This window comes from Alistipes senegalensis JC50, from assembly GCF_025145645.1.
Taxonomy (GTDB): Bacteria; Bacteroidota; Bacteroidia; order Bacteroidales; family Rikenellaceae; genus Alistipes; species Alistipes senegalensis.
On sequence record NZ_CP102252.1, the window covers coordinates 3804707 to 3817563 of the forward strand.

Annotated in this window: 11 protein-coding genes; 9 read left to right on the plus strand and 2 right to left on the minus strand. The window is 50.6% G+C overall.

What is annotated here, in order from left to right; genetic code table 11:
• The first annotated feature begins 5 nt into the window (after positions 1 to 5).
• The 4 genes from NQ519_RS15155 (at position 6) to NQ519_RS15170 (ending at position 5184) form a co-directional block, all read left to right on the plus strand.
• A complete protein-coding gene (locus NQ519_RS15155) occupies positions 6 to 149 on the plus strand; it encodes a helix-turn-helix domain-containing protein (RefSeq protein ID WP_371173655.1) in 144 nt (47 codons plus the stop codon).
• Positions 150 to 164: 15 nt separating this feature from the next.
• On the plus strand, positions 165 to 485 hold the full coding sequence (locus NQ519_RS15160) for a helix-turn-helix domain-containing protein (protein ID WP_019150309.1): 321 nt from the start codon (positions 165 to 167) through the stop codon (positions 483 to 485).
• 76 nt (positions 486 to 561) lie between these two features.
• A complete protein-coding gene (locus tag NQ519_RS15165; protein WP_019150308.1) occupies positions 562 to 3567 on the plus strand; it encodes an ATP-binding protein in 3006 nt (1001 codons plus the stop codon).
• Positions 3568 to 3570: 3 nt separating this feature from the next.
• Positions 3571 to 5184 carry a hypothetical protein gene (locus NQ519_RS15170; protein ID WP_019150307.1) on the plus strand — a complete coding sequence of 538 codons (1614 nt, stop codon included), beginning with the start codon at positions 3571 to 3573 and terminating at the stop codon, positions 5182 to 5184.
• Positions 5185 to 5495: 311 nt separating this feature from the next.
• On the opposite strand, the gene NQ519_RS15175 is transcribed toward NQ519_RS15170, so the two are convergent.
• On the minus strand, positions 5496 to 5858 hold the full coding sequence (locus NQ519_RS15175; RefSeq protein ID WP_026076430.1) for a DUF4180 domain-containing protein: 363 nt from the start codon (positions 5856 to 5858) through the stop codon (positions 5496 to 5498).
• Positions 5859 to 6064: 206 nt separating this feature from the next.
• On the opposite strand from NQ519_RS15175, the gene glpK reads away from it, so the two are divergent.
• On the plus strand, positions 6065 to 7558 hold the full coding sequence (gene glpK, locus NQ519_RS15180; RefSeq protein ID WP_026076429.1) for a glycerol kinase GlpK: 1494 nt from the start codon (positions 6065 to 6067) through the stop codon (positions 7556 to 7558).
• Positions 7559 to 7561: 3 nt separating this feature from the next.
• Positions 7562 to 8305, plus strand: coding sequence for an MIP/aquaporin family protein (locus NQ519_RS15185; RefSeq protein WP_019150304.1), 744 nt, complete (start codon positions 7562 to 7564; stop codon positions 8303 to 8305).
• An 83-nt stretch (positions 8306 to 8388) separates the two neighbouring features.
• Here the strand turns inward: NQ519_RS15185 and NQ519_RS15190 are convergent, their stop codons facing one another.
• The gene (locus tag NQ519_RS15190) at positions 8389 to 8925 is read right to left on the minus strand and encodes a flavodoxin (RefSeq protein ID WP_083871057.1); all 537 of its coding nucleotides are present in this window, start codon (positions 8923 to 8925) and stop codon (positions 8389 to 8391) included.
• Between the two features lie 194 nt (positions 8926 to 9119).
• Here NQ519_RS15190 and NQ519_RS15195 point away from each other — a divergent pair, with 194 nt between their 5' ends.
• The 3 genes from NQ519_RS15195 to NQ519_RS15205 all read left to right on the plus strand — a co-directional run bounded on the left by NQ519_RS15195 (position 9120) and on the right by NQ519_RS15205 (position 12804).
• Positions 9120 to 10016, plus strand: a complete 897-nt coding sequence (locus NQ519_RS15195; RefSeq protein ID WP_019150302.1) for a helix-turn-helix domain-containing protein — start codon at positions 9120 to 9122, stop codon at positions 10014 to 10016.
• Positions 10017 to 10332: 316 nt separating this feature from the next.
• Positions 10333 to 11997, plus strand: a complete 1665-nt coding sequence (rho, locus tag NQ519_RS15200) for a transcription termination factor Rho (protein ID WP_026076428.1) — start codon at positions 10333 to 10335, stop codon at positions 11995 to 11997.
• Between the two features lie 36 nt (positions 11998 to 12033).
• Complete coding sequence (locus NQ519_RS15205) at positions 12034 to 12804, plus strand: S1/P1 nuclease (protein ID WP_019150300.1); 771 nt, start codon at positions 12034 to 12036, stop codon at positions 12802 to 12804.
• Positions 12805 to 12857: the final 53 nt, after the last annotated feature.

Genomic DNA, 12857 nt, shown 5'->3' on the forward strand with positions numbered 1-12857 from the left:
GTCGTTTGTTGCACATCTCCAAACGGACATTGCAATACTTGCGTACCAGCGGGAAGTTACCGTACTCGACAATTGGCAACAAATGTTATTACAAGCCCGAAGATGTGCGGGCATTGCTCGACAAGAACCTGACGACCAAATGCAAATAAACGCTGAACAGGATTATGACAATTAACGAGGAATGTATCATTACGTGCGATACACCCGAATACAAAGCGTTGGCTGAAGCCATGCGCTGCGCAGTACAAACAGCCGACAGAATGATCGCAGAAGTCGAACCTTCACTGTTGGGCGAACGCTATCTGACAACTGAGCAGGTAATAACCCGTTTCCACATTTCCCGCCGTGCCTTACAAAACTATCGGGACAAAGGAATTATCCCTTATACTTCTATCGGCGGAACACTCCTCTATCCCGAATCCAAGATCAACGAGGTGCTGGAGAAGAACTACTACAAACCGGCAGGCTGTAAAGAGCTGAAATGAAAAAGATAAGCGGGCATTGCCCGCTTATCTTTTACTATCTTTTGTATCTTTGTATGAAACTTAATTTACGTTGATTATGTCGGCTGCGCTATTTCCGTCTTGGGATACTTTCAACTATAAATACGGGACAAATAAACAAGATGCTTTGGAAAATCTTGCCAGAGCGTTATTTTGCGAACAATTTGGAATATCTACCGGTATATTCCAGCGCATAAATCATGCGGGAAACGAAACAAATACGATTACGAAAAATGGAGAGGTAATCGGTTTTCAGGCAAAATATTTTGAACGTACGATTGATGAGGCCCAAATCAGGAAATCTATTGATGCGGCGCATGAGGTCAATCCGCGACAAACAAAACTTTATTTATATACGAATATGATGTTCGGTAATCCACCCAAAGGAAATTCGATTACCGAGAAAGAGAAAAAGCTCAATGAATACGCCCAAAGTCGATCCATGGAAATAGAATGGGTAGTCGGCTCAATGATCTTGGATCAAGCAGCCAAAATAACATGGATTCGAGAACTGTTTTTCGAGGTCGGCCCCAATATGGAGACTTTGGTAAAAGAAGAACAAAGTCATAGCGGCAGTCTTCTTGCTTCGATATGCGACCGGATTGCATATTGCGGTCAAGTTATTAAGTTCAACCGAAATACATTTATAAAAACGATATTCGATACGATAAATAAGCACGAACATCTTGTTATCCATGGTGAAGGAGGTGCCGGAAAAACAGCTGTGATTAAAGATTTTTATAATCGATATAACAAGGATTTTCCGATTTGTGTCCGAAAAGCTCAAGAACTAAATGTTGCCGGTATATCAGATATTTTCAAGCATACATCGAATTATGATTTGTCGCAGTTTATCGAGGCGTATTCGCGGGATGATAAGAAAGTGTTCATAATCGATTCTGCCGAAAGGTTGCAGGATATTGAAGATGACTATCATATCAAATTACTGCTGCAAAAACTAACCGAAGCGGGGTGGTCTATTGTATTTACGGTGCGCAGCATATATGTCGAAGACCTCAGAAGCGATCTTCAATATACATATCATCTTGAATGTAAATTCATTTCATTAAACAATATTAGCGAACAAGAGTTAAATGAATGTGCCTTACAGTATCGGTTTCAGCTACCCTGTAACGACCGGTTTAAGGACAGACTTAGAAATCTCTTTTATTTGGATTTATATCTTCGACTATACGATGCGGATAGTCTCAATGAAACATATACGTCATTTATTAAAAGAGCTTGGATTGAAAAGATTGCAGGCCGCATTCGTAAAAACTGTTTGAATACGCAGCGTGAAAAGTGTTTCTCTGAAATAATTTGGGAGCGTGTAAACAGCGGCCAATTTTATTTAAGACCTGACGCCTATACTGATGAAGTGGTTTATGCCTTAAAATGTGATGAAGTTGTCGCCGTCGAAGAAGATAAAGGACTGTTCATCACTCATGATATATACGAGGAATGGGGGTTGAGCCATATTCTCGAATTGGAATGGACGCATAGGGAATCCATTCCCCTGTTTTTCTCGAAAATCGGCTCTTCGTTGTTGATGAGACGAGCATTTCGGTCTTGGCTGTCAGACAAAATAGATGAAAATAGATCGGACATAAACAGCTTGGTCGATTTTGTTTTCAAGCCGGAGCTGGAATCATTCTGGCGGGATAAAATTCTCGTCTCCATGCTGCGTTCCGAATATGCCGAGACATTTTTCGAAAGCCATAAAGAGATACTGTTGGCAGATAACGCCAAACTACTGAACAGAGCTATATTTCTATTGCAGATTTCGTGTAAATATATAGCCGAGGTTTTGTCGTATGAAGGGACTGAACATCCGATACTTAAGCCGCTTGGGAAAGGCTGGAATGCAGTCATCGATCTTATTTACGAGTCTCAGGGTAAGCATATTCCCATTGCGGGTTCTATCAAAATTATCGAAGACTGGACGGAATATTGCCATTCAGGGAAGACGACACGACAAGCAGGTTTAATTGCATTATCCGTATTCAAGAAACGAGAACTACTGGACAAGTATTATATTTCCAGTGAACTTGAAACTGCTTGCTTGCGTATAATCTGTCATGCTGCACATGAAATTAAATCGGAGCTTAAAAACATTTTTGACAAAGTGCTGAATAATAGGTGGCATAGACATGGCGATCCATATTATGCGTTGTGTTCTCACATATTGAAAAATTCGTTCTTTGCTGCCTATATATTCGAAGACCTGCCGAATGAAGTTCTTGCACTTGCTGAGTTGTATTGGAGAAAAGTCAAGATCAGACATGAAGACGATGGTTGTTCTTGGCATATGGAATTGGAAGATGAATATGCCTTAGACCATCGTGGTGTGCAACTTGATTTTTCAGGTGCGAGTGCATATTGTACACCGATATATAGTTTGCTCTATATCGACTTCCAAAAGACTTTGGATTTTATTATTCGTTTTGTCAATCAATCCATCGATAGTTATCGGAAATCCAAACATGGAAAAGAAGATGTAGTTTCGGTCGAGGTGCATATCTCCGACACGAAAAAAGTAACACAGTATTTAAGTCATGCGATCTGGTGTACCCATCGGGGAATTGGGTCTCCAATTATTCCGTATTTGCTTCAATCAATGCATATGGCTCTTGAAAAGTTTTTACTGGAGCAAGTGGGGCAGATGAAAGATCACTTGTTAGAGCAAATCCTAATATCTATTTTACAACGCGCCCAATCGGCCTCTTTGTCGTCGATAGTATGCAGCATCGTATTGGCTCATCCAGATAAATTTTGGAAAGTCGCTTTAATCTTATTCAAGACGATCGAATTTTTCCATCCGGATTTGATGCGTAGTATGCGTGAAACCGAAGTTAAAAGTTTATGCGGAATATCATTTTATTCGAATCCGCTTTATACGCGAGAGCGATTGGAAACTTGTGAACACGGGTTCCGAAAAGAGAATTTGGAAGGATTATTCATCAAATACCAATTTGTGAATATTTGTGGATTTACGGAACAAGAAGAACAAAAATTTTTAGACGAAATCTATTCTATAATCGATTATCACAAAAGTAAAGTCTAGTTATTGCGAAAAATTGAACGGCAGAAGCGAGAAATACTATTAGCTCGAATTGACAGACGGAATTTCAATCCCGAAGTCGAGCAGACCCCGAAAGGATTGCAGATTCATCTCAACCCAACTTTAACACCGGAACTCCAAGCAGTTACCCAGCAAGCAGAAAAAATGCAAGAAGAGTTTTGGCGCTATTCGGATTTGTTCTTTTGGGCAAGTTGGAAAGCGGAAGGAGATGCCAAAGCAAGTACCTATCCTCAATATGACCAAAATCCTCTCAAAGCATTGGAGGATGCTAAAAGAATGATTGAAGATGTGAATAATGGGTTATCGATTGCCCCAAATGAAGTTTGGACTCCCAACATCGTATGTTCTGTTCTTATACGATTTTATGCGAAAGACTTGAATGACGATGATCGGAAATATTGTAAACAAATTATCGAATCATTTATTGTTGAGTCATTTGAGGATGGATACCATTTCCAAACGGGCGATGGTTGGCCCAGTTGCGTACAAGCGATTCCGAGCTTAATAGGTCTATATCCACAAGAGTTAGATCATTACATAAAATTGCTGCTATTTGCATTATATAATCAACAATCGTATGGCAATATGATGTTATATGAGTATGCTGTGGCGGCAATCAATAAATTATGGCAAACATATCCGGATGATATGCTTCGTCTTGTATGCCAATTTATTAAAACAAAAGAGTTGTATTACAAATATAATCGGGAAAATTATAGAAAAAACAGAAGCAGATTTGCAATATTACAACGTATTGATCGTGAACTTCCAGATATAGATGCAGACATAAATAATCTTGATGTGGAAATTGTTTGCGCTCTACATTTGCACGATTTAGAGGTATTGTTGAGTTTAATGTCGGGACACTCTGCGCAGCCTGTTTTTCAAGCTATCGCCGAGAAAATTATGCAGATTGCATCTCGGTTATTGATTAACGAGGATGATCGTTTCGATCCCGCCAATCCATCTATTTATAAACGGTGCGCAGATTATATTTTGCCAAGTGAAGATGTTCCAATAGAGAATCTGCTTCGTCCATTTATGGAAAATCTGAGAAATTCCAGAGACGGAGAAATGTTTATTTCCGAATTTGTTACTGCTGCGACAGAAATTCAAGATCGTTCCCGGTTTTGGAACATTTGGCGCATGTTATATACTCCCATATTATCAATCAACGAAGGAAGATATAAAGATAAAATAATTGAGGAGTATCTTTTGGCAGGAGAATACCAGAATGTTAGACAATGGTATGATCTTAAAGACAATTTGGGGTTGTACGGAAATATTGCGAAAGATTTAGGGGACAATCCCATTGTACTATATTCTATTTCGAAAGTTGCTGATACGGGAATTATTCCGATTGACAAACTGATGGATTTGATACTCTTAATTATCGAGGACTATTCTATGTTGAATTTAGGATATAGAGAACAATCGACAATTCTCTATTTGGAGAGAATATTTCGACGGTATATTGGCGATAATAAGATATCCATTAAACGCAATGTGGAGTTAAAAAAGAAATTGATTCCGATTTTGACATTTATGTTAGAACGAGGTTCGGTGCATGGATATTTACTAAGAGAGAGTATCTTATAAAAGGTATTTGTTATAAAATCTTGCCCTTTTTTACCATTTCTGAATGTGATAAAAAGATCATTTGCATTGTTCTTTTAGAATCTATTCGTATATTTGCATTGTATTGAAAGGCCGATACATCGGTAAGCAATCCGATGTTCTTCACGCATGACCAAAGCGTGGTACAACGGAACCGTTCTTTTGCAATACGATTGATATACAGGGACTTCAAAATGCGGATGCGGCACCGTTTTCCGCTCACGAGGTCCTTCTATGAAGGACCTTTTTTGTTGGGCAGACATCTGGTACTCTGACCGTTGAGTGCGTTCGAATTACGAAGTAAGTCTATTTACGGCCTCCTCTTTTGTCGTGACAAAAAACACATTCGCGCCTTTATTGCTTTCGTACATGAAATCTTTCAGCGGTTTGCTCGTATAAGACGAGAAATCACCGTATATGGCAATACGACCGCCGTAATTGACGTATTTCTGCAAGATTTCACCCGCGACTCCGGTGCTGAGGATGAAAAAATTACGATGTATCCTGTTTTTGGCAATAGCAATGCTTTTCGTGCCGGCATCGAAACTGACATTCATAAGCAGCTCCAAAGCGGATTGCACATCCGCAATGACCGTTTCATCGCTTTCCACTACGGCGCACACCCTGCTATTTCGTTCGATTTTTATAATTTTCATACCCGCGATTTTCAGATTATTCGACAGCATGAAGTTAAGGAAAATCATTCGGGACGGCAAACGACCGTTCCGGACTTTTTCGTCGAGTTTCGAAAAAAAACTTTGCAGTTTTGATTCGAAATGATATTTTTTTGGTAGATTTGTAATCGGAGGTCTGCCGGGAACCGCCGGACAGAGATTCCGCGACAATCATAAAACCGAAAGATATGGAACAGTACATTTTGTCATTGGACCAGGGGACGAGCAGTTCGCGGGCTATCGTCTTCGACCGCAAAGGAGAGATCCGCTCGATGGCCCAGCGGGAATTTCCCCAGTATTTTCCCCAGCCGGGGTGGGTGGAGCACAATCCCCACGAAATATGGTCGTCGCAGGCCTCGGTGATCGCCGAGGCGATCTCGGCCATCGACATCAACGGACTGAACATCGCCGGAATAGGTATCACCAACCAGCGTGAAACCACGATCGTATGGGACCGCGAGACCGAAGAACCGGTCTACAACGCCATCGTCTGGCAGGACCGCCGCACTTCGGAATACTGCGACCGCCTGAAAGCCGACGGGCAGACGGAGTTCATCCGCGAACGGACGGGACTCATCATCGACGCCTATTTCAGCGCCACGAAGATCAAATGGATTCTGGACAACGTGCCGGGCGCCCGCAGACGCGCCGAGCAGGGCAAGCTGATGTTCGGAACGGTCGATACGTGGCTGATCTGGCGGCTGACGCGCGGCGAGGTCCATGTGACGGACGTGAGCAACGCCTCGCGTACGATGCTGTTCAACATCCACACGTTACAATGGGATGAAGAGCTGCTGAAGCTCTTCGACATCCCGGCGTCGATGATGCCCGAGGTGAAGTCGTCGAGCGAGGTCTACGGAGCGACGAAAACCACGATCTTCGCCCACAAGGTGCCCATCGCGGGCATCGCCGGAGACCAGCAGGCGGCGCTGTTCGGACAGATGTGCGTCGAGCCGGGATCGGTCAAAAATACATACGGCACGGGGTGTTTCCTGCTGATGAACAGCGGTGAAAAGCCCATCGCCTCGAAAAACAACCTGCTGACGACCGTGGCGTGGAAAATCGGCGACAAGGTCAACTACGCCCTCGAAGGAAGCATCTTTGTCGGAGGTTCGGTGGTGCAATGGCTGCGCGACGGGCTCGGGATCATCCGCTCCTCGTCGGAGGTCGAGGAGCTGGCTGCCTCGGTCCCCGACACCAACGGGGTCTATTTCGTGCCGGCGCTCACGGGGCTCGCGGCCCCGCACTGGGACCAGTACGCCCGGGGCGCCATCAGCGGCATCAGCCGCGGCACGACGGCGGCGCACATCGCCCGTGCGGCGCTGGAGGGAATCGCCTACCAAACGCTCGACATCGTGGGCGCCATGCAGCGCGACGCCGGCATCACGCTACTGGAACTGAAAGTCGATGGCGGCGCGGCACGCAACAACCTGCTGATGCAGTTCCAGTCGGACCTGCTCGGCACGAAGGTCATACGCCCGCGTGTGACGGAAACCACGGCGCTGGGAGCCGCCTATCTGGCCGGACTGGCCGTGGGCTACTGGGGCAGCGTCGCCGAAATCCGGGAACAATGGCAGGCGGAGCGCATCTTCGAACCCGCGGAGGAGCGCACGCAGATCGACAAAGCCGTCGCGGGGTGGGAAGACGCCGTGCGTCGGGTGCTGCACACGGAAAAAGACTGAGCGATGGAGACGACACTGATGACCAAATGCCTGTTCGAGTTCATCGGAACGCTGGTGCTCGTACTGCTGGGCGACGGGGTGGTGGCCTCGACCGTCCTGAAACATTCGAAAGGTTACGGCGGCGGCTGGATCGTGATCACGATGGCCTGGGGACTCGCCGTGATGTGCGGCGTGCTGATCGCCGGACCCTGGTCGGGCGCGCACCTCAATCCCGCGGTCTCGGTCGGACTGGCCGCCGCGGGCTCTTTCCCGTGGGAATTCGTGCCGGGCTACGTTGCGGCGCAGCTGCTGGGCGGATTCTGCGGAGCCGTGCTGGTATACTTATATTATAAAGACCATTTCGACGCCACGGACGACCCGGCGACGAAACTGGGAGTCTTCTGCACGATGCCCGCCATCATGAACAAACCCCGCAACCTCTTCTGCGAGGCGGTCGGCACGTTCCTGCTGGTATTCGTCATCCTCGTGATCGGCAACGAACAGAACACCCCCGAAATCGGGATGGGCAGCTTGGGGAGTTTTCCGGTGACGATGCTCATCATGGCGATCGGCATGTCGCTGGGCGGCACGACGGGCTATGCCATCAACCCCGCCCGCGACCTTCCGCCGCGGCTGGCCCACGCCGTCCTGCCGATCCGGGGCAAAGGCCCGAGCGGCTGGGATTACAGCTGGGTGCCCGTCGCAGGCCCCCTCGCGGGAGCGATCGCGGCCGGACTGGTCTACGGGTGCATCTACATCTGCGGATAAAAAAACGCCCGAACTCCTGAATCGTTCAGGTTATCCGGGCGCAGAACGGGCGGGAGAGCGTTCCGAAACAAATCGTCCGCCTCCTAAAATCCGCTTTTCAAACGGGCACGGACCCACTTTTCGACGGCATCTTTCGAACTGCCCACCGCACCGCCGCGGACGGGAAGTCCGTCGGGGACCTGCGACTTGGGACAGAGTTTGCGGATATCCTCTTCGCTGCGGCCCATGCGGCTGCCCTCGTGGGTCATGAACGGCACGACGGTCTTGCCGGCGAAGTCGTAGGAAGTGAGGAACGTCGCCACGGGAGGCGCCACGGTAGCCCACCAGCAGGGCGAACCGATGAAGATCACATCGTACTGCGACATATCCTCGACCCGGCTTTTCAAGGCGGGACGCGCTCCGGCTTCGATCTCTTTTTTCGCCTGATCGACCACCGTCCGGTAATCCGAAGGATAGGGCGTGACGGGGACGATCTCGAAGAGTTCGCCGCCCGAAACCCCGGCGATCTGGCGGGCCACCTCGCGGGTGTTGCCGCTGTGGGAGTAGTAAGCCACCAGCACTTTTTTGGCGGGAGCGGGCTGCGTCTGCGCACCGGCCCCCGAAGTAAGGATTGTTGCCATCGTTGCTAAAATCAGTTTTGTTTTCATCGCTTTCAGGGATTTAGGGATTTCCACTCTGCAAAAGTAGGAAACGGAAGGACAGCGGAGCTTACCCGGATTACGGGTCGTCGTACCATAATTACCGATTCGGCGCGGAACGGGTTCGGAACGAGGAAAAAAGTGATAACTTTGTGTCGAACAAAACCATCCGGAATATGAGCGACATCGTCAAATACGACAACATCTTCCAGTACAACGAAGCGCGCGGCGTCGAGACGCTGCACCCGCTGGTCAGCGTCATCGACTTCTCGAAGTGCGGTCCGGCCCGCTACGAACGGCAGGTCTACGGGTTTTACACGGTCTACCTCAAAGAGGTGAAATGCGGCGACCTGCGCTACGGACGCAATTACTACGACTATCAGGAGGGAACGCTCGTGTTCCTGGCCCCGGGGCAGGTCATCGGCTACGAGGACAACGGCCAAACCTATCAGCCCAAAGGCTGGGCCCTGCTGTTCCATCCCGACCTGCTGCGCGGAACGTCGCTCGGACGCAATATCGGCAGTTACTCGTTCTTCTCCTACGAGGTGAGCGAAGCCCTGCACCTCTCGGAGCAGGAGCGGAACGTGGTGGTGGATTGCCTGCAAAACATCCTCGCGGAGCTGAATCACGCCATCGACAAACACAGCCGCACGCTGATCGTCTCGAACATCGAGCTGCTGCTCAACTACTGCACGCGCTTCTACGAACGGCAGTTCATCACGCGCGTCAATGCCAACCGCGACGTGCTGGCCGGCTTCGAGCACCTGCTCGGCGACTATTTCCGGGACGACCGCCCCGAGCGGGAGGGAGTGCCGACGGTGCGTTGGTGCGCCGAGCAGCTGCATCTGTCGCCCAACTATTTCGGCGACCTGGTGAAAAAGGAGACCGGAAAATCGGCGCAGGAGTACATCCAGTCGAAGGTGATCGACATCGCCAAGGAACGCATTTTCGACACTTCGCGCTCGATCAGCGAGGTGGCCTATTCGCTGGGGTTCCGTTACCCGCAGCACTTCACGCGCCTGTTCAAAAAGGTAGTGGGGTGCTCGCCCAACGAATACCGGACCGCCAACTGAAACTGAAAAAACCCTTCCGCCGAACGGAAGGGTTTTTCACACACAAACATTAACAATACAAACAATGCAATGGCTGAAATCTGATTCTCATTGTTTCTGAGACAAAGGTCGGGCAAAATTTCGTGCGGCACAATCGCTATTAATAGGTATTTCGAGGGGCTTTTCACCCCGCATATAGGTAATTTCATCCGCCGGACGCGGCGGGAAACGCTTTTTTTATTTTGAATTTCGAATTTATGCATTATCTTTGCAAGCGAATTCGAACGAACCGGGCGACCGTCCGGTTTTTGAAAATCACATTGAACAATACAACGATATGCAGGATCTGAAAGCGCTGGAAGGAAAAAGCCTTGCCGAATTGCGTGAAATAGCCAAGGCTCTGGGCATCAAGAACATCATGATCAAGAAGCGCGAACTGATAGCGGAAATAGCCGGAAACGCCCCTTCGGAGGAGGCCGCTCCCGCAGAACCGCGACAGGAAAAGAAAGAAGCGGAAGAACCCCGGGAGAAAGCCCCTCGCGGGCGCCGTCCGCGGTTGTCGAAAACCGAACCGGCCGCTGCGGCGCCGCAGCCCGGAGTCGCAACGGAACCCGAACTTCCGATGGAAATATCACCCGCCGGGGAGCCCGAAGCGGCAGCCCCGGCCGCGGAACGGACGGAACAGCCGGAACCGGCAGCGCAGGCTGCACAGCCCGTCGCCGAACCCAAACGCCGCGGCCGCAAACCCAAAGCACAGGCTCAGGCTCAGACTCAGGCACAAGCCCAGGTTCAGGAGGCCGCCGCGCCCCAGCCCGCAGCCGAAACGCATGCGGAAGAGCCCGCACCCCGCGCCGTCGAAGAGGAGGTCATCACCAAGGACGACTTCGCAGGCGAGATCGAGGGCGAAGGCGTTCTGGAGATCATGCCCGACGGCTACGGATTCCTCCGCTCGGCCGACTACAACTACCTCAATTCCCCCGACGACATCTACGTTTCCCCGTCGCAGATCAAACTTTTCGGACTCAAACCCGGCGACACGGTGAACGGCGCGATCCGTCCCCCGAAGGAGGGCGAGAAATATTTTCCGCTGGTGCGCGTGAACGAGATCAACGGACTCAAACCCGAGTACATCCGCGACCGCGTGCAGTTCGAATACATGACGCCGCTGTTCCCCAGCGAGAAATTCTGCCTCACGGGCAACGGCCACAACAACATGTCCACCCGCATCGTGGACCTCTTTTCGCCCATCGGCAAAGGCCAGCGCGCGCTGATCGTCGCCCAGCCCAAAACGGGTAAGACGATGCTTCTGCAATCGATCGCCAACGCCATCGCCGACAATCATCCCGAAGTCTACATGATCGTCCTGTTGATCGACGAGCGTCCCGAGGAGGTGACCGAGATGGCCCGCAACGTGAAGGCCGAAGTCGTGGCCTCGACGTTCGACGAGCAGGCTTCGCGCCACGTGAAAGTGGCCGAAATGGTGCTCGACAAGGCCAAGCGCATGGTCGAGAGCGGTCACGACGTGGTGATCTTCCTCGACTCGATCACCCGTCTGGCGCGCGCCTACAACTCGGTGCAGCCCGCTTCGGGCAAGGTGCTCTCGGGAGGTGTCGATGCCAACGCCCTGCACAAACCCAAGCGGTTCTTCGGCGCGGCCCGCAACACGGAGGAGAAAGGTTCGCTGACGATCATCGCCACGGCACTGATCGACACCGGTTCGAAGATGGACGAAGTGATCTTCGAGGAGTTCAAGGGCACGGGCAACATGGAGTTGCAGCTCGACCGCAAACTCTCCAACAAGCGCGTCTACCCGGCCGTGGACGTCATCGCCTCGGGAACCCGCCGCGAAGACCTGCTGCTGCCGCGCGACGTGATGAACCGCACGTGGGTGCTGCGCAAATACCTCTCGGACATGACCCCCGTGGAGGCTATGGAGTTCCTGCAAAAACAGATGAGCCTCACGGATTCCAACGAGGAGTTCCTCGCCACGATGAACCACTAATAGCGACGTACAGAAACTGCAACACCCGCCGAATCCATGAAAAACTACCTGCTTTTAGGCATGTGCCTGCTCTTCGCCCGCGGCGCCTCCGCATGGGGACAGAAGGGGCACGATGTTACGGCTTACATCGCCGAATGCCACCTGACGTCCGAAGCGGCCGAGAAGGTTCACAAAGTGCTGGGAGGCTACTCTCCCGTCTACTTCGCCAACTGGCTCGATTTCGCCAGCCACCGGCCCGAATACGCCTACTCGAAGACTTGGCACTACCGCAATGTGGACGAGGGCGAAACGCTCGAAAGCATGCCCGAGAATCCCGATGGCGACGTGCTGAAAGCCGTGACCGAGATCACCGAAAAACTCAAATCGGGGAAACTCGCCCCCGACGAAGAGGCGCTGAATCTCAAAATGCTGATCCATCTGGTAGGGGACATGCACTGCCCGATGCACTTGGGACGTCTGAGCGACCTGGGCGGCAACCGGCGTCCGGTGCGGTTCTTCGACCGCGAAACCAACCTGCATTCGGTCTGGGACACGAATCTGCCCGAAGCGGCTCACAACTGGAGCTACACCGAGTGGAAAGAGCAGATCGACCGGCTGACCGACGAGGAAAAAGCCGGAATCACGGCCGGAGAGCCCGCCGACTGGGCGAAGGAGACGCACGAAATCTGCAAGGAGGTCTATGCTTCGAGCCCCGAAAGCACGAAGATCGAGTACGACTACATTTTCAAATACACGCCCGTCATCGAGAAGCAGTTCCTGCGCGGCGGACACCGTCTGGCACGCCTGCTGAACGAGATTTACCGATAGGGGAGTCCGGACGACGAAAACGCCCGCGGACCGCAAGGTCTGCGGGCGTTCGG